The 21,879-nt window shown below is 67.9% G+C and carries 22 protein-coding genes; 6 read left to right on the forward strand and 16 right to left on the reverse strand.

From position 1 onward, the window contains the following. Window positions 1-105: 105 nt before the first annotated feature. The 4 genes from ACM2ZB_RS08465 (at window position 106) to katG (ending at window position 6,375) form a co-directional block, all read left to right on the forward strand. Window positions 106-498: a barstar family protein gene (locus ACM2ZB_RS08465; RefSeq protein WP_416058149.1), complete on the forward strand. Its 393-nt coding sequence runs from the start codon at window positions 106-108 to the stop codon at window positions 496-498. Between the two features lie 124 nt (window positions 499-622). Further along, window positions 623-3,214: a DNA mismatch repair protein MutS gene (gene mutS / locus ACM2ZB_RS08470; protein WP_416058150.1), complete on the forward strand. Its 2,592-nt coding sequence runs from the start codon at window positions 623-625 to the stop codon at window positions 3,212-3,214. 162 nt (window positions 3,215-3,376) lie between these two features. Beyond that, complete coding sequence (locus tag ACM2ZB_RS08475) at window positions 3,377-3,988, forward strand: DUF937 domain-containing protein (RefSeq protein ID WP_416058151.1); 612 nt, start codon at window positions 3,377-3,379, stop codon at window positions 3,986-3,988. 146 nt (window positions 3,989-4,134) lie between these two features. After that, window positions 4,135-6,375 carry a catalase/peroxidase HPI gene (katG, locus tag ACM2ZB_RS08480; RefSeq protein WP_416058152.1) on the forward strand — a complete coding sequence of 747 codons (2,241 nt, stop codon included), beginning with the start codon at window positions 4,135-4,137 and terminating at the stop codon, window positions 6,373-6,375. Between the two features lie 113 nt (window positions 6,376-6,488). Here katG and ACM2ZB_RS08485 read toward each other — a convergent pair whose 3' ends face one another. The 3 genes from ACM2ZB_RS08485 to ACM2ZB_RS08495 form a co-directional block, all read right to left on the reverse strand. After that, window positions 6,489-7,682, reverse strand: coding sequence for a glycoside hydrolase family 5 protein (locus tag ACM2ZB_RS08485; RefSeq protein WP_416058153.1), 1,194 nt, complete (start codon window positions 7,680-7,682; stop codon window positions 6,489-6,491). Window positions 7,683-7,788: 106 nt separating this feature from the next. Continuing rightward, window positions 7,789-8,196: an RNA-binding S4 domain-containing protein gene (locus ACM2ZB_RS08490; RefSeq protein WP_416058154.1), complete on the reverse strand. Its 408-nt coding sequence runs from the start codon at window positions 8,194-8,196 to the stop codon at window positions 7,789-7,791. A 9-nt stretch (window positions 8,197-8,205) separates the two neighbouring features. Then, a complete protein-coding gene (locus tag ACM2ZB_RS08495) occupies window positions 8,206-8,442 on the reverse strand; it encodes a hypothetical protein (RefSeq protein WP_313435476.1) in 237 nt (78 codons plus the stop codon). A 62-nt stretch (window positions 8,443-8,504) separates the two neighbouring features. Between ACM2ZB_RS08495 and ACM2ZB_RS08500 the strand changes: the two genes are divergently transcribed. Next, the gene (locus tag ACM2ZB_RS08500; protein ID WP_416058155.1) at window positions 8,505-9,959 is read left to right on the forward strand and encodes an MATE family efflux transporter; all 1,455 of its coding nucleotides are present in this window, start codon (window positions 8,505-8,507) and stop codon (window positions 9,957-9,959) included. Between the two features lie 60 nt (window positions 9,960-10,019). On the opposite strand, the gene ACM2ZB_RS08505 is transcribed toward ACM2ZB_RS08500, so the two are convergent. From ACM2ZB_RS08505 to ffh, 11 genes are all read right to left on the reverse strand, one after another. Next, on the reverse strand, window positions 10,020-10,427 hold the full coding sequence (locus tag ACM2ZB_RS08505) for a DUF1801 domain-containing protein (RefSeq protein WP_416058156.1): 408 nt from the start codon (window positions 10,425-10,427) through the stop codon (window positions 10,020-10,022). 33 nt (window positions 10,428-10,460) lie between these two features. Next, a complete protein-coding gene (locus ACM2ZB_RS08510) occupies window positions 10,461-10,892 on the reverse strand; it encodes a DUF1801 domain-containing protein (RefSeq protein ID WP_416058157.1) in 432 nt (143 codons plus the stop codon). A 24-nt stretch (window positions 10,893-10,916) separates the two neighbouring features. After that, on the reverse strand, window positions 10,917-11,297 hold the full coding sequence (locus ACM2ZB_RS08515; protein ID WP_416058158.1) for a DUF6404 family protein: 381 nt from the start codon (window positions 11,295-11,297) through the stop codon (window positions 10,917-10,919). Window positions 11,298-11,379: 82 nt separating this feature from the next. Further along, window positions 11,380-11,781 carry a 50S ribosomal protein L19 gene (gene rplS / locus ACM2ZB_RS08520; protein ID WP_079221128.1) on the reverse strand — a complete coding sequence of 134 codons (402 nt, stop codon included), beginning with the start codon at window positions 11,779-11,781 and terminating at the stop codon, window positions 11,380-11,382. 154 nt (window positions 11,782-11,935) lie between these two features. Continuing rightward, window positions 11,936-12,694 carry a tRNA (guanosine(37)-N1)-methyltransferase TrmD gene (gene trmD, locus ACM2ZB_RS08525; protein ID WP_416058159.1) on the reverse strand — a complete coding sequence of 253 codons (759 nt, stop codon included), beginning with the start codon at window positions 12,692-12,694 and terminating at the stop codon, window positions 11,936-11,938. Between the two features lie 8 nt (window positions 12,695-12,702). Beyond that, window positions 12,703-13,215 carry a ribosome maturation factor RimM gene (rimM, locus tag ACM2ZB_RS08530; RefSeq protein WP_416058160.1) on the reverse strand — a complete coding sequence of 171 codons (513 nt, stop codon included), beginning with the start codon at window positions 13,213-13,215 and terminating at the stop codon, window positions 12,703-12,705. Between the two features lie 45 nt (window positions 13,216-13,260). After that, entirely contained in the window at window positions 13,261-13,521 is a 261-nt protein-coding gene (gene rpsP, locus ACM2ZB_RS08535) for a 30S ribosomal protein S16 (RefSeq protein ID WP_004149033.1), read from the reverse strand. 188 nt (window positions 13,522-13,709) lie between these two features. Next, entirely contained in the window at window positions 13,710-14,312 is a 603-nt protein-coding gene (locus tag ACM2ZB_RS08540) for a suppressor of fused domain protein (protein ID WP_416058161.1), read from the reverse strand. A gap of 127 nt (window positions 14,313-14,439) precedes the next feature. Beyond that, the gene (locus ACM2ZB_RS08545; protein WP_416058162.1) at window positions 14,440-15,222 is read right to left on the reverse strand and encodes an aminotransferase class IV family protein; all 783 of its coding nucleotides are present in this window, start codon (window positions 15,220-15,222) and stop codon (window positions 14,440-14,442) included. After that, entirely contained in the window at window positions 15,219-16,295 is a 1,077-nt protein-coding gene (locus ACM2ZB_RS08550) for an NAD(P)H-dependent flavin oxidoreductase (protein WP_416058163.1), read from the reverse strand. The genes ACM2ZB_RS08545 and ACM2ZB_RS08550 overlap by 4 nt, the downstream gene beginning before the upstream one ends. A 91-nt stretch (window positions 16,296-16,386) precedes the next feature. Then, window positions 16,387-17,763, reverse strand: a complete 1,377-nt coding sequence (gene ffh, locus ACM2ZB_RS08555; protein ID WP_416058164.1) for a signal recognition particle protein — start codon at window positions 17,761-17,763, stop codon at window positions 16,387-16,389. Between the two features lie 122 nt (window positions 17,764-17,885). Between ffh and ACM2ZB_RS08560 the strand changes: the two genes are divergently transcribed. Further along, complete coding sequence (locus tag ACM2ZB_RS08560; protein WP_416058165.1) at window positions 17,886-18,680, forward strand: inner membrane protein YpjD; 795 nt, start codon at window positions 17,886-17,888, stop codon at window positions 18,678-18,680. Between the two features lie 338 nt (window positions 18,681-19,018). On the opposite strand, the gene ACM2ZB_RS08565 is transcribed toward ACM2ZB_RS08560, so the two are convergent. Continuing rightward, window positions 19,019-19,483 carry a hypothetical protein gene (locus tag ACM2ZB_RS08565; RefSeq protein ID WP_416058166.1) on the reverse strand — a complete coding sequence of 155 codons (465 nt, stop codon included), beginning with the start codon at window positions 19,481-19,483 and terminating at the stop codon, window positions 19,019-19,021. Between the two features lie 86 nt (window positions 19,484-19,569). Continuing rightward, complete coding sequence (locus ACM2ZB_RS08570; RefSeq protein WP_416058167.1) at window positions 19,570-21,876, reverse strand: tetratricopeptide repeat protein; 2,307 nt, start codon at window positions 21,874-21,876, stop codon at window positions 19,570-19,572. Between the last annotated feature and the right edge of the window lie 3 nt (window positions 21,877-21,879).

The following is a 21,879-nucleotide window of genomic DNA, read 5'->3' on the forward strand; positions in this document are numbered from 1 at the left end:
GTCCGTCGGGCCGCCTGTCATGGCAAATGCATGACGGGGCGGATCGGGTAGGCGATGCTGGCCATCTGTCCCACCGCGTGATCCCTCTACCAGGTACGGCCGACCATGACCCTTACCCTGCACATCGAAGGTCACGCCATCACTGGCATCGACAGCCTCTATGCCGAGATCAACCGCGTGTTCATGGCCGGCGAGGACTGGCAACTGGGGCCCAGCCTGGATGCGCTGGACGACCTGCTCTACGGCGGCTACGGCGCGCTGGCCGGCCATGCAACGGCCACCGTGGTCTGGCGCGACATTGAACACAGCCGTGCGGCGCTGGGCGCGGATGCGACCCTGGCCTGGCTGGATGCGAAGCTGCAACAGCCCGGTACCTTCAACGCCGATGCGATCCACCGCCAGCGTGCAGCGCTGGCGCGCGGTGACGGCCAGACCTATTTCGAGATCGTGATGGAGATCTTCGCCGGGCATCCGCAGATCAGGCTGCTGCCGGCCTGAACGCCATCCCGCACCTGCACCGGGTGCCCGCCGATCGGCCTCCAGCCGTTACCATGGACGGCCCTGTACCTGCTGCAGCCTGCCGCCGACCGGCGCGGGCGCATGCCCCGGATCCACGAGCCCCATGTCCAAAGACAAGTCCGCCGAACACACCCCGTTGATGAAGCAGTTCTTCGCAGCCAAGTCCGACTACCCGGACCTGCTGCTGTTCTTCCGCATGGGCGACTTCTACGAGCTGTTCTACGACGACGCCCGCAAGGCGGCGCGGCTGCTGGACATCACCCTGACCCAGCGCGGCAGCTCCGGCGGCGCGCCCATCCCGATGGCCGGCGTGCCGGTGCATGCCTACGAGGGCTACCTGGCCCGCCTGGTGGCGCTGGGCGAATCGGTGGCCATCTGTGAACAGATCGGCGACCCGGCCCTGGCCAAGGGCCTGGTCGAGCGCAAGGTGGTGCGCATCGTCACCCCCGGTACGGTCACCGACGAGGCCCTGCTGGACGAGCGCCGCGACACCCTGCTGATGGCCCTGTCGCGCACCCGGCAGGGCTACGGCCTGGCCTGGGCCGACCTGGCCGGTGGCCGCTTCCTGGTCAACGAAGTGGAAACCGACGACGCGCTGGAAGCCGAACTGGCCCGCCTGGAGCCGGCCGAGCTGCTGGTGCCCGACGAAGAAAACTGGCCCGAGTTCCTGCGCCAGCGCACCGGCGTGCGCCGCCGCGCGCCGTGGCTGTTCGATGCGGACAGTGGCCGCCGCCAGCTGCTGGCCTTCTTCAAGCTGCATGACCTGAGCGGCTTCGGCATCGACGACAAGCCGCGTGCCACCGCAGCGGCCGGCGCCCTGCTCGGCTATGTCGAGGAAACCCAGAAGCAGCGCCTGCCGCACCTGACCTCGATTGCGATGGAAACCGCCGGCGAAGCGATCGCGATGAACGCCGCCACCCGCCGCCATCTGGAACTGGACACCCGTGTTGACGGCGATACCCGCAACACGCTGCTGGGCGTGCTCGACAGCACGGTGACGCCGATGGGCGGCCGCCTGCTGCGCCGCTGGCTGCACCGCCCGCTGCGCCTGCGCGAGGTGCTGGTACAGCGCCACCATGCGGTGGAAACGCTGATCGACCGTGGCAGCGACGCCGACATCCGCGAACAGTTCCGCCGGCTGGGTGATCTGGAACGCGTCCTCACCCGCGTGGCGCTGCGCTCGGCGCGCCCGCGCGATTTTTCCACCCTGCGCGATGGCCTGGGCCTGCTGCCGGCCGTGCGCGAGGTGCTGGCGCCGCTGGATTCGCCGCGCCTGCAGACCCTGCACGCTGCGTTGGGCGAGCACGACGAGTGCGCGCACCTGCTGGCCAGCGCCATCGCCGAGATGCCGCCGCTGAAGCTGAGCGATGGCGGCGTGCTGGCCGATGGCTTCGATGCCGAGCTGGATGAACTGCGCCGCCTGTCCACCCACGCCGACCAGTTCCTGGTCGACCTGGAGCAGCGCGAGCGCGAGAGCAGCGGCATCGCCACCCTGAAGGTGGGCTACAACCGCGTGCACGGCTATTACATCGAAATCAGCAAGGGCCAGTCCGACCGCGCGCCGGTGCACTACACCCGCCGGCAGACGCTGACCAATGCCGAGCGCTACATCACCGAGGAACTGAAGGCCTTCGAGGACAAAGTACTGTCCGCGCGCGACCGTTCGCTGTCGCGCGAGAAGTACCTGTACGAGCAGCTGTTGGACACGCTTGGCGGCCAGCTGGAACCGCTGAAGCAATGCGCCGCGGCGCTGAGCGAACTGGACGTGCTGGCCGCCTTCGCCGAACGTGCCCAGGCGCTGGACTGGGCACGCCCGGAACTGCAGGCCGAGCCCTGCCTGAAGATCGAGCGCGGCCGCCACCCGGTGGTCGAAGCCGTGCGCGAACAGCCGTTCGAGCCGAACGACCTGGACCTGCATCCGGACCGTCGCATGCTGGTCATCACCGGCCCGAACATGGGCGGTAAATCGACCTACATGCGGCAGAACGCGCTGATCGTGCTGCTGGCTCACATCGGCAGCTTCGTGCCGGCCAGCCGTGCGCTGATCGGCCCGATCGACCGCATCCTGACCCGTATCGGTGCCGGCGACGACCTGGCCCGCGGGCAGTCCACCTTCATGGTCGAAATGGCCGAGACCAGCTACATCCTGCACCACGCCACCGCGCATTCGCTGGTGCTGATGGATGAAATCGGCCGCGGCACGTCCACCTACGATGGCCTGGCCCTGGCCGACGCGGTGGCCCGCCACCTGGCCTACCAGAACCGCTGCTACACGCTGTTCGCCACCCACTACTTCGAACTGACCGCACTGGCCGACGAGCAGCACGAGGGCGGCCGCAGCGGCATCGCCAACGTACACCTGGATGCGGTCGAGCATGGCGAAGCACTGGTGTTCATGCACGCGGTGAAGGATGGCCCGGCCAACCGCAGCTTCGGCCTGCAGGTGGCCGCGCTGGCCGGCCTGCCGCGGGCGACCGTGGCGCAGGCCCGCCGTCGCCTGGCCGAGCTGGAACAGCGCGGTGGCGAGAGCCATGCCGCTGAAGTCTCGCCGCAGGCGCTGGATGCACCGCAGCAGTTCGGCCTGTTCAGCGCACCGGCCAGCAAGGCGCAGGAAGCGCTGGCCGCGATCGACCCGGACGAGCTGACCCCGAAGCAGGCGCTGGAAGCCCTGTACCGGTTGAAGACGCTGCTGTAACCGCGCCCGTTGGCAGGGCTGAGCCGAGCATGGGCTCGGCTCTACAACGGCCCCGTCACGCCCCATCTGTAGAGCCGAGCCCACGCTCGGCTGCCTTCGCATTTCCGTCGTGTACCCGGCGTTATGCTCGGGCGGTCCTTCCTTCACAGAACGGAGACCGCCATGAACACCGAATCCCTCGCCGCATCCCTCTTCCAGCAGCTGCAGCAGGGGCAAGGCCTGCAGCAGGTGTCCCAGCAGCTCGGCCTGGACAGCAGCCAGACCACCCAGGCGGTGGGCAGCGCGTTGCCGCTGCTGCTGGGCGCCATGGGCCAGAACGCCAGTGAACCGCAGGGCGCGCAGTCCCTGCTCAACGCGCTGCAGCGCGACCACCTGGGCGGTGGCGCCGGTGGCGGCTTCGACCTGGGCGGGATTCTCGGCGCGGTGATGGGCGGCGGCGGCAGCGGCGCCACCGATGGCGCCGGCATCCTCGGCCACGTGTTTGGTGGCCAGCAGCCCCAGGCCGCGCAGCTGCTCGGCCAGAAGACCGGGCTGGACAGTGGCACCACCAGCAAGCTGCTGGCCATCCTCGCCCCCATCGTCATGTCGTTCCTGGCCCAGCGCTTCGCCCAGCAGGGCAATGCCAATGAACTCAGCTCGGCCCTCGGCCAGGAAGCGCAGCAGTCCGGTGGTGGCCTGGGCAGCCTGCTGGGCGGCGTGCTCGACCAGGACGGCGATGGCCAGTTCGGTGCCAGCGATCTGTTCAAGCTGGGCGCCGGCCTGCTCAAGCGCTGATCGCGCACAACGGTCCAAGCCCTTCTCCTGATAGGCAGCCACTATCACATCGGTTGAATCAATCAAATTTACCCATTGGTAGGCGCCGCCTATGGTGGTCAGGCCTCCCCCGATTCCACCTTTCGCCAGTCCACAGGTAGAGACCCATGAAAAGCGAAGCCAAGTGCCCCTTCAATCACGCCGTCGTCGGCGACGCGACGACCAACCGCGACTGGTGGCCGAACCAGCTGCGCGTGGACCTGCTCAACCAGCACTCCACGCGCTCCAATCCGCTTGATGCGGGCTTCGATTACGCCAAGGCCTTCAAGGGCCTGGACTACGCCGCGCTGAAGGCCGACCTGAAGGCCCTGATGACCGATTCGCAGGATTGGTGGCCGGCCGACTTCGGCCACTACGGCGGCCTGTTCATCCGCATGGCCTGGCACAGTGCCGGCACCTACCGCATCGGCGATGGCCGCGGCGGTGGCGGTCGTGGCCAGCAGCGCTTCGCCCCGCTCAACAGCTGGCCGGACAACGTCAGCCTGGACAAAGCGCGCCGCCTGCTGTGGCCGATCAAGCAGAAGTACGGCCAGGCCATTTCCTGGTCCGACCTGCTGATCCTGACCGGCAACGTCGCCCTTGAATCGATGGGCTTCAAGACGCTGGGCTTTGCCGGCGGCCGCCCCGATACCTGGGAACCGGACCAGGACGTGTACTGGGGCCGCGAAACCACCTGGCTGGGCGGCGACGTGCGCTACAAGCACGGCTCGGAAGGTGTGCAGGAAGACCACGGCGTGCTGGTGTCCGATGATGACGCCGACGGCGACGTGCATTCGCGCAAGCTTGAAAACCCGCTGGCCGCGGTGCAGATGGGCCTGATCTATGTGAACCCGGAAGGCCCGGACGGCAACCCCGACCCGGTACTGGCCGCGCATGACATCCGCGACACCTTCGCCCGCATGGCCATGGACGACGAGGAAACCGTCGCCCTGATCGCCGGTGGCCACAGCTTCGGCAAGACCCATGGCGCCGGCCCGGCCGACAATGTCGGCAAGGAACCCGAAGCGGCCGGCCTGGAAAACCAGGGCTTGGGCTGGACCAACAGCTTCGGCAGCGGCAAGGGCGGCGACACCATCACCAGCGGCCTGGAAGTGACCTGGACGCGCACCCCGGCGCAGTGGAGCCACGACTTCTTCGAGATCCTGTTCGGCAACGAATGGGAACTGACCAAGAGCCCGGCCGGCGCCCACCAGTGGGTGGCCAAGAACGCCGACGCAGTCATTCCCGACGCACACGATCCGTCGAAGAAGCACCGCCCGACCATGCTCACCACCGATCTGTCGCTGCGCATGGACCCGGCCTACGAAAAGGTCTCGCGGAAGTTCCTCGAGAATCCGCAGGCTTTCGCCGATGCCTTCGCCCGCGCCTGGTTCAAGCTGACCCACCGCGACATGGGCCCGCGTGCGCGTTACCTGGGCCCGGAAATTCCGGCCGAGGAGTTCATCTGGCAGGACCCGGTGCCGGAAGCCAGGCACCCGCTGATCGACGCCAAGGACATCGCCGCGCTGAAGCAGAAGATCGCCGCGACCGGCCTGAGCGTGGCCGAGCTGGTGTCCACCGCGTGGGCGTCGGCCTCGACCTTCCGCGGCTCGGACAAGCGCGGCGGTGCCAACGGCGCACGCATCCGCCTGGCCCCGCAGAAGGACTGGGCGGTGAACCAGCCGCAGCAGCTGGCCAAGGTGCTGGCCGCACTGGAAAAGGTGCAGGCCGAATTCAATGGCGGCGGCAGCAAGCAGGTATCGCTGGCCGACCTGATCGTGCTGGCCGGTGGCGTGGGTGTCGAGCAGGCGGCCAAGGCCGGCGGCCATGACGTCAGCGTGCCGTTCACCCCGGGCCGCACCGATGCCAGCCAGGAACAGACCGATGTCGAATCGTTCGCGGTGCTGGAGCCGGCCGCCGATGGCTTCCGCAACTACCTGAAGGGTGCGTACAGCGTGCCGGGCGAAGCGCTGCTGATCGACAAGGCGCAGCTGCTGACCCTGACCGCACCGGAGATGACCGCCCTGGTCGGTGGCCTGCGCGTGCTGGGTGCCAATGCCGATGGCGGCAAGCACGGCGTGTTCACCACCCGCACGGGCACGTTGAGCAACGACTTCTTCGTCAACCTGCTGGACATGGGCACGCAGTGGAAGGCCACCGGTCGCGAGAGCTATGAAGGCCGCGGCCGTGGCGATGGCAGCGCACGCTGGACCGGCACCCGTGCCGACCTGGTGTTCGGTTCCAACGCCGTGCTGCGCGCACTGGCCGAGGTCTATGCCAGCACCGATGGCGAAAAGAAGTTCGTGCAGGATTTCATTGCCGCCTGGACGCGGGTGATGGAACTGGATCGCTACGACCTGCACGGTTGAGGTGATCCGCGGGTGGCCGCCGGGCATGGCCCGGCGCTACCTCAGCGGCCATGATCCGGGCGTGACACAGCGGTAGCGCCGGGCCACGCCCGGCGAGCGCAGCGGTTGGAGGTTCAACGCACCCCGGCCTTCAACCGCTCCAGAATCGGCGCGAACACCGGCGCCTGCATCGACCGCGGTGGCTGTACCGCCTCACCCTTCTCCAGCGCCTGCCAGTACGACCACGGCAGCGCCTTGTCGCCCAGTTCGTAATCCATGCCGTCCCAGCCATCCTCGCGGAAGGCATAGAACGCCCAGTGCACCTTCTGCTGTTCGGCCACCGCCAGCACATCGCGCAGGTAGGCGCCGCAATCGGGCCAGCGCCGCATGCAGCCGAACTCGCCCAGCACCATCCGGTTCGCACCGATGCCGTGGGTCTTCGCCCAGTCCATCGGTTGCTGCAGGTAGCGGCGCACGCGCGCGGAATCCCAACGCTCGCTGCCCGCGCCGAACGGCACCTCGGCCGGGTAGCGGTACGGTGTGGCCCGCTTCTGGTTGGGCGCGCTGGTGGCCGCGTACGGCTCGTACATGTGCACGCTGTACAGCAGCTTGGCGTCATCCAGCGGCGCAGGCCAGTAGTCGAACGCATTGGCCGCGGCATACCAGCCGGCATCAAGCATCAACGGCATGTCCGCATCGACCGCACGCACGCTGGCGATCAGCCCCCGGTACAGCACGCGCAGATCACGTGGACCGTCCTGCACGCTGGCGTACCACTGCTGCATGGCTGCGCGTGGCGCGTGTTCGGCCAGTGCCGTGCCGTACTCGGGCGCAGGCTCATTGATCAGGTTGTAGGCGGCCAGCGCCGGGTGCCCTTTCAGCGCTGTGGCCAGATCACGCCAGAAGCGCTGCGCGGGCGCGTGGTTGTCCAGCGACTGCCACAGGCGTTGGTCGACCACGTCATTGTTCTTCTGCTTCCAGCGCAGCAGGGGCAGCGACAGCGGCACCAGCACCACCTTCAGGCCCACGGCATCTGCGTCATCCAGCGCACGGCGCAGGGTCGCCACATCGGCCTGCACCAGTCCCTGGTAGTGGTCGGCATCGCCCATCAGGAAGTCGCGGCCGCCAGCGCTTTTCCATTTGTCCGGACTCAGCCGCACCCAGGTCGCGCCGGTGTCACGCAGGGCCTGGAAGTAGGCACGGTCCGGGGGACTTTCGTTGAAGCTGTTGCCGCCGCGCTGCGGGCTATCCCAGAAGGTGATGCCGGCGGCGAACACCGGGGCGGCGGCGGACAGGGCCAGGCACAACAGGCTGCGGCGCAGGAGCATGGTGGGCTTCCATGAAGAGGACGATCCAACGTGCGGGGCGCAAGCCGAACGGTGGCTGAGTGCCGGCCTGTTCGCCGAGCATGGCCCGGCGAGCGCAGCGGGTGCGTCAGAGCGCGTCCAGGTCACCCAACGCGCGGATCAACCGGCGCGCGCGCTTGTCCGGCTTGTGCTCCGGCGGCTGGAAACCATCGCGTGCGGCAATGCGCAACGCACGCTGTTCGGCGCGGCGCGCCTTGGAGGCGTCGCTTTCGGCATACAACTGCTGCGCCACCGGCGCCGGCCCGCGCTGGTCGCTGATGCCCAGCACCTGCAGCTCGAAATGCTCCTCGCCACGGTCCACCTGCAACTGCTCGCCCACGCGCACCGCGCGCGAGGATTTCGGGCGCTGCCCGGCCACGGCTACCTTGCCGGTTTCAATGGCCTGCTTGGCCAGGCTGCGGGTCTTGTAGAAGCGGGCCGCCCACAGCCAGATGTCCAGGCGGACGCTGGGGGACGGCGGGGAAAGCTCGGACATCGGCAGGAACTACTCCGTACGCTTGTTCAGGGGTCGCGGGTTGGCGGGGTCGGTGCGGCAGCCGCTACCGCCCATCAACGTAGGCGTGCCCGCCAGGTCCTGGCGCTGGTTGCCGACCAGGCACTCAGGGCGGTCGGCGGGCCGCACCTGGGCATCGCCCAGCCGGTCACCCGTCGAACATGCGGCCAGTGCGGCCACGATCAAGGCCCCCACGCAGTGCCGCGCCACCTGCTGTCGTTGATGCATTGCCACACCCCGCAAACCGGCTTGATGCTAGTGTGCGCCTCCCGGGAATCGATCACCAGCCCATGGCCAAAGCGCCGCTTGACCTGACCTCCGGCCCGATCGGGCGCAACCTGCTGCTGTTCGCGCTGCCGATCCTGGCCGGCAACATCGCCCAGTCGCTGAATGGTTCGGTGAATGCGGTGTGGGTCGGGCGTTTCCTGGGCGAAGCAGCGCTGACCGCCACGGCCAACGCCAACAACATCATGTTCTTCCTGATCGGGTCGGTGTTCGGCTTCGGCATGGCCTCCACCATCCTGATCGGCCAGGCCATCGGCGCACGCGACATCGCCCAGGCGCGGCGCGTGGTCGGCACCAGCGCCACCTTCTTCATCGGCCTGTCGGTGATCATCGCCGTCGCCGGCTGGTTCCTGGCCCACCCGCTGCTGGCGGCGATGGGCACGCCCGCCGCTTCGCTGCCGCTGGCCGAGGCCTACCTGCGCATCATCTTCCTGGCCATGCCCACGCTGTACGCGTTCGCCTTCCTCAGCGCGGCGCTGCGCGGTGCGGGTGATTCACGTACGCCGTTCCGCTTCCTGCTGGTGTCGGTGCTGCTGGACATCGCACTGAACCCGGTGCTGATCTTCGGCCTGGGGCCGTTCCCGGAACTGGGCATTGCCGGCTCGGCCTGGGCCACGCTGGTATCGCAGACGCTGTCGCTGGGCGGCCTGCTGCTGTACATGCGGCACAAGCGGCACACGCTGTGGCTGGGCCGTGCCGACATGCACCTGTTCAAGCTGGACCTGACCATCCTGCGCGCACTGGTGGTCAAGGGCGTGCCGATGGGCCTGCAGATGGTGCTGATCTCGCTGTCGGTCATCCTGCTGATGACCATGGTCAACCAGTACGGCACGGCCACCGGCGCCGCCTATGGCGCGTCGCTGCAGCTGTGGAACTACGTGCAGATGCCAGCGATGGCGATCGGTGCGGCGTGTTCGTCGATGGCCGCGCAGAACGTGGGTGCGCAGCGCTGGGATCGCGTTCGTGGCACCGCGCACCAGGGCATCCTGTTCAACTTCCTGCTGACCGGCGCGTTGATCCTGCCGCTGGTGCTGCTGGACCAGTATTCGCTGGCACTGTTCCTGCCGCAGGGCAGCGAATCACTGCAGATCGCCCGCCACCTCAATCACATCGTCATCGGTTCGTTCCTGTTCTTCGGCGTCAGCTTCGTCATTTCCGGCGTGGTGCGCTCCACCGGCGCGGTCATTCCGCCGCTGCTGATCCTGGCCGCCTCGCTATGGGGCGTGCGCGTGCCCTTCGCCGAATTCCTGCAGCCCTATTGGGGCGCCGATGCGATCTGGTGGAGCTTCCCGGCCGGTTCGCTGGTATCGATGCTGCTGTCGCTGGCGTATTACCGCTGGGGTGGCTGGCGCAAGGCGCGGATGATCACCCCGCCGCCGGCGGAACACGTGGCCACGCCCTCGGAAGTTCCGGCCTGCCCGCCTTCGCCGGTGGCCGACCCGGATGCTGTGACCCGGTAGCGCCGGGCCATGCCCGGCGAGCGCAGCGGTTGCCAGACATCCGCCGGGCATGGCCCGGCGCTACCGTCTTTTCTTCGCGGTGTTGTGCTTGGCCGCCGCACGCATCAGGGCCTTGAACGCGGACGCATCGGGCATCGCACCTTCGTGGATGTCGATCGCGCGCCGGGTATTGCCTTCCAGGCTGGCGTTGAACAACTGCTTCGGGTCCGGCAGGGCCGCGCCGTTGGCGAAGGTCAGCTTCACCGCCTGCTTGTAGGTTTCGCCGGTGCAGAGGATGCCGTTGTGTTCCCACACCGGTGTGCCGCGCCACTTCCAGGTTTCCTCCACGTCGGGCAGCGCCTCGTGGATCAAGGCCCGTACGCGCGCCAGCGTCTGGCCACGCCAGTCGCCGAGGGCGGCGATGCGGGCGTCGATCAGTTCAGTGGCAGGGCGTACTTCTTCGAGGGTTTCCGCGGCTTTTCTGGGCATGTCAGCACTCGCACGGCACGGCGGGAAGAGAAACTACATACGCACACCCGGCAGCGCACGCGCCTGCTGCAGCCAATCCACCAGCTGCGCATGGTCCAGCACGCTGTCTTCGTACAGGTGCAGATAGCGCGTGGTGGCCTGCCGCGAGGGCTTGGGCGGCTCCGGCTTCAGCAGCGTGCCATGGAACAGCGCCACCTTGATGTAGCGGGTGCAGCAATGGAAGCTGAGGAACCAGCCCTGCCCTTCGCCCGTGCCATACATGGGTGAGTTCCAGCGCACCGCCTTGTGCACGCCGGGCACGGCCTCGCTGATCAGAGCGTCCAGCTGCTCGCCGAACGCGCGTTTCCAGCCGGGCATGGCGGCGATGTAGGCCTGGACCGGTCCATCACCATCGCCCTTGGCGATCTGCGGGTTGCCGCCGGACAGCAGCTTCGGTGCAGCAGTGGCGGATGGCTTGGCGGGCATTGCGCAGCGCTCCGGGGTCGTGGGTCAGCGGCCTGGTGCAGCCGGCAGGTCGCGCCACAACGGCAGACCGCGGCGCAGGCGCATGACGCGCATCACGACCGCCATCAGCAGACCGAACAGCACGCCGGCGAGAAGTGCGCTGAACACCGCAACACCTGCCGGCATGTGGGTGTTGCGCCAGACCAGCAGCCACATCAGCACGCCCCAGCCCAGCGCGAACCAGATCCCCATCAGCAGTGCATTGGAGGCCACGCTGGCCAGGATCGGCGGTGGCGCGTTGATGCCCATGCGCCACAGCAGGCGATGCAGTGGCGGCGCCGAGTGCCGGCGCTGCACGCCTGCGGCGTCGAGATGGCGCAGGGCGGCCTGCACCTTGGGCGGGTAACGCTGTTCAACGGTAGTCATGCCGCGAACATAGCGCCGGCCGGCGCACAAACGCAAACGGCCGCCCGAAGGCGGCCGTTGCGGCAACAACCGAAGTTGTTTATCAGGCCTTTTCGGCCAGACGGGCAGCCTTGGCGGCAGCAGCGGCAGCCAGGTCTTCCTTGATGCGGGCAGCCTTGCCTTCCAGGCCACGCAGGTAGTACAGCTTGCCGGCGCGGACCTTACCACGACGCTTCACTTCGACCGAGTCGATGATGGCGCTGTGGGTCTGGAAGACGCGCTCGACGCCGTAGCCGTGCGAAATCTTGCGGACGGTGAACGAGGAGTTCAGGCCGCCGTTCTTGGTCGCGATGACAACGCCTTCATAGGCCTGCACGCGCTCGCGGGTACCTTCCTTCACCTTCACGTTGACGACAACGGTGTCGCCCTGGCTGAACTTCGGCAGTTCGCGGGTGATCTGGGCGGATTCGAATTCCGCGACGATGGACTTGTTCAGCTTGCTCATGGGTTACACCGATTCTTGTTCGGGTGGGCGTGTCGTGTCGACAACGTAGGCTCATGCAGTCACGGAACTGTGCTGCACGTTTGTTGTGGGTACTGCGCACACCAGCCGGGGCTGGCGGGAATTGGCCATGATAGCCGATAAAGCCAGCCCTGCGCTAGGGGTTGGCCTTCTGTTTCAGGGCCTGGCGGGCCTGGTCCAGCAGTTTGCGGTCGGCCTTGCCCAGCGCCTGTTCATCCAGCAGGTCCGGGCGCCGCTCGGCGGTGCGCAGCAGCGACTGCTGGCGGCGCCAGGCGGCGATGGCCGCATGATTGCCCGAACGCAGCACGTCCGGCACATCACCCAGCGGGTGCTGGGCCGGCTGGCTGTAATGCGGGCAGTCGAGCAGGCCGAGTTCACCTTCGAAGCTGTCCTGGGCCGCCGATTCGGCGTCGTTCAGGGCACCTTCCTGCAGGCGGGCCACGGCATCGATGATGACCGCCGCGCCCAGCTCACCGCCGGACAGCACGTAGTCGCCGAGGGAAATCTCCTCGTCGACATTGGCTTCCAGGAAGCGTTCGTCGATGCCCTCGTAACGGCCGCAGAGCAGGACCATGCGCGGCAATGCCGCCAGTTCCCGCACCTTGGCCTGGGTCAACGGCGCGCCCTGCGGGCTGAGATGGATCACCCGCGCCGGGGTCGGATCGGCGTCAACGATCGCCTGCAGGCAGGCCTGCAACGGCTCGATCAGCATCACCATGCCCGGGCCACCGCCGAACGGACGGTCGTCCACCCGGCGGTAGTTGCCTTCGGCGTAATCACGGGGGTTCCAGCCGTGCAGGCTGAACAGGCCCTTCTCCTGCGCGCGCCCGACCACGCCCAGCCCAGCGGACTGGGCGAGGAACTCGGGGAACAGGGTGATGACGTCGAACCGCATGCTCACACTCAGAACTCGGGATCCCAGTCGACCACGACCAGGTTGGCCTCGAAGTCGACCGACTTGACGAAGTCCGGCTGCACGAACGGAATCATCCGCTCGCGGTCGCCACGGACCACGACCACATCATTGGCGCCGGTGCTGAACAGGTGCGAGACCTGGCCCAGGGCAACGCCCTCGGTGGTCTTCACATCCAGGCCTTCCAGGTCGACCCAGTAATACTCGTCGGGCTTAGGCGGCGGCAGCGCACTGCGGGCCACGTAGACCTCGGTGCCGTGCATGGCTTCGACGACATCGCGGTCCTCGACGCCGGGGAACCTGGCGACCAGGTGCTTGCCGCTGTCACGGCCACGAGCGCCTTCAAGCGTCGATTCCTGCCCGTTGGGGCTGCGCAGGATCCACGGCTGGTAACGGAAAATAGCGGAACGCGGCTCGGTCCAGGACTCGAGCTTTATTTCGCCGCGCACACCAAAAGCGCCGACAATCCTGCCCAGCAGGATGCGGCGCTCGTTATCTTTCATCTGCGTTCAATCAGATGGGCCGCACCAGGGTGCGGCCCGTCAGGATCAGGCCGCAGCGGCCTGGGACTTGGCCGCTTCCTTGATCAGGTTGCGGACCTTTTCAGTCGGCTGGGCGCCGTTCTTGACCCAATGGTCAACGCGGGCCAGGTCCAGCTCGATGCGCTTCTCGCCGCCCTGGGCGACCGGGTTGTAGAAACCAACGCGCTCGATGTTGCGGCCGTCGCGCGCGCTGCGCACGTCGGTCACGATGATGTGGTAGAACGGACGCTTCTTGGCGCCGCCGCGGGTCAGTCGAATCTTGACCATGGTATTTTTCCTATTGCCCAGTCGCCAGGATGGCGAGGTAAGCGGGCGATTATAGCGGCAGAGCGCGGCCGAGCCAACCCCACGGGGTGGCCCGCCTTCACCGTAGCGCCGGGCCATGCCCGGCGGCTTTCGTTCAGCAACGTGATCAATTCCCGAGTGACGCCGCAGACGTCGCCAAGCCAATAGCGTCAGAGTGCCTCAGTGACAGGCGACCGATGCATGTCCAGCACATCCATCTCCTGCCGCTGCAGCAGGTCATCAAATGCATCGCCACCAATCCGCTCGACAAGTTGCCGCTCGGATTCGTGGATGGCGATGCACTGCAGCCAGTTGATCGCCACCGGCGGGAACTTCAGCTCCGGGAAGCTGGCGTCATTCCAGAAGAAGGGCGGCACCAGATAGACGTGTGCCATCCGGGTTGATGGGAAGTAGTCCTGCAGGATGTCGGGAATCACGCTACCAGGCCGCACCGCCGCACGATCACGCATGATCGCGAAAGCCGTCGAGGCGACGACGTTGTCCCAATGCAGCGCATCTTGTTCTGCACACGCGCACAGCTCTACGCGCGTTTCCAGTTCATGACCCTCCGCATGACGTAAAACAAAATCAGACAGCCCGATGGACGAGATCGAGGTCAGCCCTGCTTCCGGCGAGTTGAACGTCGTGAGGATATCAACCGAACGCCGGCGGTGATCATCGTAAAAGGCCTGGACCTTGGGCCGCCCCTCACCACCCATGATCTTGATTGCGTGCATCGCTACCGCGCGATGCTGCTCGGTGACCGTACCCATATCTGATTGGAACTCCTGAGTGTTGTTCGCTGCGGAAGCATCCGCCGGGCATGGCCCGGCGCTACTCGCTACAACGCTTCAAGGTAGCGTCCGACTATGCCCAGCGATCGGCAGCCGCGCGCCTCGTTCAGGAAAGCGGCTGCCCGCCCACACCCGCCAGTACCGCCCTGCCCTGTTCAGCCAGCGCCTGCGATCCCGGCAGCACCTGCCCGTCGATGGCGTCCAGCGCCCACAGGCCACTGGCATTGCAGGCAAAGGCTGCCTTCACACTGGCCAGATCGGCCAGCCGCAGCGGCTCCGTGGCCTGTGCGCCCGGCCAATGCCGCTGCAGCAGCGCTTCGGCCGTCCCGCGCAGGGCTGGGGCCTGCGGCCAGAGCAGCCGTTCACCATCGTGCACGGCCAGGTTCCAGGTGCTGCCCTCGCTGATCTCGCCGCGGGCGGTCACGAACAGGGCGTCGTCAAAGCCGGCCGCCATCGCCGCACGACGCTCGGCAAACAGCCCGAACGTGCCCACATGCTTGATCTGCGGCAGCTCGCGCTGCCAGACCACGCTGCGCACGCGCTTCGGTGCGGTCAGCGCCACCGGTGCGGACACCGCCACCAGCACGTCCACCGGCACGGCCGCCAGCGGAGTGCGGAAATCGAAGTGGCGCGAATACACCGTCACCCGCAGCGACGCATCACCCCGTCCTGCCTGCTGCAGCGCGTCCGCCATCCAGGCCTGCACCTGCGCGGCATCGAGCTCGCTGCCGAACAGCTCGCGCGTGGCCTGCGACAACCGCGCCAGATGCAGATCCAGCCCCTGCACGGCATGGCCGCGCACCTGCAGCGAGGTGAAGTGGCCGTAGTTGACCAGGGCCGGCAGCAGATCCTCCACCTGTGCCGGTTGGCCATTGCAGAACACCGTCATCGCAGCAGGGCCTGCGCCTGTTGCCACATGTCGCGCAGTACGTCGGCGGCGGGTGCTGCCGGCGCCATCCAGGCCGATTGGCCGGCCCAGGCCTGCATCGCGGCCAGGCGGTTTTCCTGCGCCGCCTGCTTGCGCATCGGCGCGGTCAGCCCGCGCTGTACCGGGTACGGGCGCGGCGCCGGGGCACCCTCTGCGGCAGCGGCGCGCACATACGGCGTGGCCAGGCCACGACCGAGGCGGCCACTGAAGGCGCGGGTCGGCCAGGTGTCTTCGGGTTCGCTCGCGGCCAGGCCATCGGCCCAGGCCGACGCAATCGCCGCTTCCGGCGTGCGCAGGAAGGCGGTGCCGACCTGCACCGCGCTGGCGCCAAGGGTGAGCGCAGCCGCGATGCCGCGACCATCGGCAATGCCACCGGCGGCGATCACCGGAATCTGCAGGTGATCCGCCAGGCGTGGCAGCAACGCGAACAGGCCCACCAGCTGGCGCTCGGCCAGGCTCGGGTCGAACGCACCGCGATGGCCACCGGCTTCGGCGCCCTGCGCCACCACCGCGTCGGCGCCCGCATCCTGCGCCGCGCGTGCTTCGCCCAGCGTAGTCGCGCAGGCGATCCAGGCGATGCCGGCGTCCTTCAACTGCTGCACGTGGCGCGGCGACAGCACGCCCATGATGGTCGAGGTCACCGCCGGGCGCGCGGCCAGCAACGCAGCGAACTGTTCGTCGAAATCAGCCGGCGTGGCATCGGCGGCACTGGCGGGCACGTCCGGGCCCCATTGGGCGAGGAAGGCGCGGCTGGCGGCTTCGGCGGTGACATCGCGAACGGGCGCCGGATCCGGCAGCCACAGATTCACCTGCGCCGGGCCCGCGGAAGCAGCGCGGAAGTCATCCATCCAGCGGCCGATGTCGGCGGCCGGCGACAGCACCGCACCCATCGCGCCCATGCTGCCGGCATTGGCCAGCGCGGCCGACAGCGGCACCGGGCAGGCACCGGCCATCGGTGCCAGCAGGATCGGAACCTGCAATGAAAAACGCCGACAGAAGGTGTCGGCGCGTTCAAGAATCGGCGATGCGTTCACGCGACATACCTGTTGGAGAAGTCGCCACCCAGCATACGCCACTCATTGTGACCGGGGCCGGATCGCGATGCGCGCCGGCCCCCTCGCTGCATCAACGGAACGGCATGCCGCGGCCGCCCATGGCGCCCATCATGCCCTTCATGCTGCGCATCATGCCTTTCATGCCGCCGCCGGCCATCTTGCTCATCATCTTTTCCATCTGCATGTACTGCTTCATGAGCTTGTTGACGTCGGCCGGGGTCACGCCCGAGCCCTTGGCGATGCGCGCGCGGCGCGAGCCGTTCAGCAGGTTCGGGTTGCGCCGTTCCTTCTTGGTCATCGAGCCGATGATGGCGATCATGCGCGGCACTTCCTTGCCCTGGCTGACCTGCTGCTTCAGGTGCTCGGGGATGTTGCCCAGGCCCGGCAGCTTGTCCATCAGGCCGCCGATGCCGCCCATGTTCTGCATCTGCTCCAGCTGGTCGCGCATGTCGTTCAGGTCGAACTTCTTGCCCTTGGCGACCTTCTCGGCCAGCTTGGCGGCCTTGTCCTTGTCGACCTGCTGCTCGACCTGCTCGACCAGCGACAGCACGTCGCCCATGTCCAGGATGCGGCTGGCGATACGGTCCGGGTGGAACACGTCCAGGCCTTCCGGCTTTTCGCTGACACCGACGAACTTGATCGGCTTGCCGGTGATGTAGCGCACGCTCAGCGCGGCACCGCCACGGGCGTCACCGTCGGTCTTGGTCAGCACCACACCGGTCAGCGGCAGGGCATCGCCGAAGGCCTTGGCGGTGTTGGCCGCGTCCTGGCCGGTCATGGCGTCGACCACGAACAGGGTTTCGGCCGGGTTGACCGCCGCGTGCAGGGCCTTGATCTCGGCCATCATCGCTTCGTCGATGGCCAGGCGGCCGGCGGTATCGACCAGCAGCACGTCCACGAACGACCTGCGTGCATCGTCGATGGCCGCGCGGACGATGGCCTCCGGCTTCTGGTCGGCGCTGGACGGGAAGAACAGCACGCCCACCTGCTCGGCCAGGGTCTTCAGCTGCTCGATCGCGGCCGGACGGTAGACGTCGGCCGAGACCACCATCACCTTCTTCTTGCGCTTTTCCTTCAGGTGCTTGGCCAGCTTGCCCACCGTGGTGGTCTTGCCGGCGCCCTGCAGGCCCGCCATCAGGATGATGGCCGGGGCGGGAACGTTGAGGTTCAGGTCGCTGGCTTCAGCGCCCATCACCGCGGTCAGCTCGTCGCGAACGACCTTGATCAGGGCCTGGCCCGGGGTCAGCGACTTCAGCACTTCCTGGCCGACCGCACGCACCTTGATGCGTTCGATCAGGGCCTGCACCACCGGCAGCGCAACGTCGGCTTCCAGCAGGGCGATGCGCACTTCGCGGGTCGCCTCGCGGATGTTCTCCTCGGTCAGGCGGCCACGGCCACGCAGGCGCTCGATGGTGCCGGAAAGGCGCTGGGTCAGGGACTCGAACATGCGGCGCAACCTGTCTGAAAGCGGGGGACAATAAGGCAGACAGTATAACGGGTCCGCCTGCCCTGCCGGGCTGCGACCACCGGGCCGTCGCCAGCACCCCGGGGGTATGCGAAACTGCAACGATGACAATCGTTCTCATCGCCGTCCTGCTCTATCTGGCCGCCAGCGCCCTGCTGGTGCGCGCGCTTGGCCGCGACGATGCGAGCGGCTCGCCCACCTGGCTGTGGCCGGCGCTGCCGGCCATGCTGCTGCACGGTGGGTACCACGTGCTGGTGGCGATGCGTACCACCGGTGGCCCGGACATGCACTTCTTCGCCGCGCTGTCGCTGGTCGGCCTGGGCATGGCCTGGCTGACCTCGCTGGTGGGTGCGCGCGGGCGCATGTCCGCGCTGGGCGTGGTGGTGTTTCCACTGGCCGCGCTGCTGCTGGCGGTCTACCACGGTTACGGCCACGAGCCCAGCAAGGTGCTGGGCTGGCGCCTGGCCAGCCACGCCTGGCTGGCCCTGCTGGCCTACGCCACGCTGAGCATCGCCGCGCTGCTGGCCATCATGCTGTGGCTGCAGGAACGCGCCCTGCGCCGCCGCGAGTTCCGCCCGTGGCTGCGCGCCCTGCCGCCGCTGGCCGACCTGGAAGCGCTGCTGTTCCGGGTCATCGCCGTGGGCTTCGCACTGCTCACGCTTACGCTGGTGACCGGCGTGCTGTTCGTCGATGACCTGCTGGCGCAGAAGCTGGTGCACAAGACCGTGCTCAGCGTGTTGTCGTGGATCGTGTTCGGCGTGCTGCTGATCGGCCGCCGCCGCTACGGCTGGCGCGGGGTGAAGGCCGTGCACTGGACCCTGACGGCCATGGTGCTGCTGCTGCTGGCATTCTTCGGCAGCCAGTTCGTGATTGAACTGGTGTTCGGGCATACGCGATAGACGCGTGTAGAGCCGAGCCCATGCTCGGCTGCTTTGCCACGTGAGCCGAGCATGGGCTCGGCTCTACAACACTCCGCAGAATGCGGCCGCCCTCTGCGCCCTCGGCGCTGCCTGGACCCCGTTCGGGCATACGCGATAGACGAATGCCGGCCAGCGGCCGGCACTACCGTCAGGGCACCGTGCGGCCGCTGTTGGTGATCACATCCGCGCGTGGGGCGTGTAGAGCCGAGCCCATGCTCGGCTGCTTTGCCGCGTGAGCCGAGCATGGGCTCGGCTCTACAACAATCCGCAGAATGCGGCCGCCCCCTGTGCCCTCGGCGCAGCGGCCGGCACTACCGTCAGGGCACGGGCTGGGCGAGGATGCTGCGCACCGAGCGGCCGCTGTTGGTGATCACATCATCCACCTGCCAGCCGCCCTTGCCCTGGCGCACCATCGGCAGGCGGGTCAGGTAGGCCTCCTTCCATACTGAATAGCGCATCTCGACCTGGCCGTTGGTGGCCGACGCCTCTTTCCAGCTGTAACGCACCGGGCTGTCGATGTCGCCATCCTGCGCATCCAGCCACGGGTCCGAATCGATGGTGCAGATGCCTTCTTCGCGTTCCTGGCAGGCACGTTCGCCACGCAGCGCCTTGCCGAAGGCCGGGCTGACCAGCGCCGGGGGCGGTTCCAGCAGGTCGCCATTGCCGGTGCTCGCCTCGAAGAAGGCGCGGGCAACGGCGGCCGGTTCCTGGCAGGCCGGTGCGGCCTGCACGGCCGGGGCCAGCAGCAGGCTGGCGATCATCAACATCCGTGTCTTTCGCATGTGTCTCTCCTTGGTGTGGGGACGCCGGGCACCTACCCGGCGTTGCCTGGGATCGCGGTGGTGCCGGCCAGCGGCCGGCACTACCTTTACAGCCCGTAACGCTCGATCACATCCAGGTGCGGCTGCCGCTCCTGGTTGCAGGCTTCGGCCAGGCGCAGCCAGCAGTGCCGGTGCGGCCAGGCTTCGGTGGCCTGCTGCAGGTAGCGATGCAGGGCCAGCGGTGCATGGTCCTGTGGCTGCGCCACGGTGAACAGCAGTCCCGGCAGGGTGCCCTCGTCCGCATCCGGATCGGTCACGGTGTAATCGGGGCGGTTGTGCGCCCAGACCTGCCAGCCCTGTGCCTCAGCCCCTTCTACCAGGGCATTCCAGGCGTCCTCGCCCGGGTGCGCGCCATCAACCAGCCAACTGCGGGCGAAGCCGCCGCGCTCCAGCACGTGCACCTGTGCATAGGTGGGAATGAAATGCTGGCGCTGTTCCTCGTCTTCCGGCGCCGGGTGCACCAGGGCGGCGTCGAACACCACCCAGTCGCCGACCTGCTGGGCGCGGTTGGCCGGCGCGTTTTCGACAATACGCGCGGTTACCGGCCCGGTGCGGCGGGCGTAGTACTCCATCGGCTCGCCCTGTTCCAGGCTGCGGATGATCACCCAGCCCCACGGTTCCTCAACCACGCCTTCCTGGCTGGACAGCTCCATGCCGATGGCCGCAGCCGAGCGACGCACCGCGTCCCAGTCACGTGCGGCACTGGCGGCGCTCATGTGGTCCCAATGCGCGGCGTTGGGATCGTCCAGCGTTTCCACCAGCTGCGCATAGCAGGCCTGCGCATCGCTGAAGCGGCCGGTTTCCATGTACATGCGTGCCAGCGTGCCACGCGCACCGTGCGAACCCGGCGACAGCGCCAGCAACGCCTGCGCGGCCTGTTCCAGCGCCGGCCAGTCCGATACGCGGCGCGCACGCTGCACATCGCACCAGTGCGCGAACACCGGCACGCTGCCGCGGTAGGTATCGGCCAGACGGCGCAGGCCATCGTCATCGCCCTGTTCGGCCAGCCAGCGCATCAGCGTATAGGCGGCTGCGCCGTCTTCCTGCGCGTGGGCGCGCACGAACTCCCACAGCAGTGCGCGCGCTTCGCTCTGTGCACCGCAGGCATTCAGTGCGGATGCGGCGACCTCGGCCAGGCCTTCGTCATCCGGGCACTCGGCGTGCGCCTGCAGCAGCCACTGCGCCTCGCGCTCGGGGTCGCGCGACTGGTTCTGCTCGCCCTGTGCTTCCAGCCACGGCAGCAGTTCGCCCGCCGGCACCGGCAGTGGTGCAACTTCGGGCAGTGCGTCGATGCGCGCGGCCAGGCCGGCCACCAGCACCGCCGCGCCGCGGTCCTGTCGCAGCTGCGCCAGATGGGTACGGGCCAGCCCAAGCTGGCGCTGGGCCACCCAGCGCGCGCCGCGCTGCAGGGCCAGTTCCAGGCTCAAGGCCGCCAGTTCAATCACCAGGCGGTGCGCACCGACCCCGGCGAAGTGTTCGATGATGGTGTTGAAGCGCGTGCCCAGATCCCAGGTGTTGCGCGCCGGATCGCGGCGGCACAGGATCGCCACCGTGTTGGCCCACAGGCGCCAGGTGTTGGGGGTCAGTTCGCTCCACGGCACCAGTTGCTGCAGCGCCTCTTCATCGCGGCCCAGCTGGGCCAGCGCCCAGGCCTTGGAAAGCCGGCGCGGCACGGTGCAGTTGGCCGGTTCGTATTCGCCGGCCGCGGCCACTTCCGCTTCGCGCTGCTCGATCAGCACCAGCGCCTCGTCGGCGCGGCCGCTGGCCAGCAGGATCTTGATCTGCATTTCCGGGAAGCTGTCGAACACTTCCTTGCCGCGCGCTTCGATCGCGTCGGCCTGCACCTTCAGGTAGTCCAGCGCATCCTGGGCCCGGCCATCGTCCAGCAGTGCATCGGCCTTCTCGCAGCTCAGGCACTGGAAGCAGGCCCAGGTGGGATCGATGCGCGCCAGCGTTTCATCGCACACTTCAATGCGCTCGGGCACCCAGCCCGGGCCATCGATGTTGCCGTAGCAGGCGGCCAGATCCTGGGTGACGCAGATCGACTGCGGGCACTCCAGCGTATCGGCGCGGTGCGCGCGTTCGAACAGCGACACCGCTTCGCCCAGCGCGCTTTCACCTTCAACGCGGTTGCCCACGCGGTTGCGCAGCGCCCAGTGGCCCACGTAGACGTCCACCCAGGGGTTGTCCAGCGCCTTGCCCAGCGCACGCGCTTCAGGCAGCAGCGCATCGGCGCGGTCGATCTGCAGTTCGCTCACGTCGTCGGCAAGGCGGGTCAGCAGGTGGGCGTTCTGCGCCTGGCCGGCCTGGCGCAGGTCTTCCTGCAGCTTTTCGACCCAGTTCCAGATATCCATGTT

The organism is Stenotrophomonas maltophilia (genome assembly GCF_047782825.1).
Classification (GTDB): domain Bacteria; phylum Pseudomonadota; class Gammaproteobacteria; order Xanthomonadales; family Xanthomonadaceae; genus Stenotrophomonas.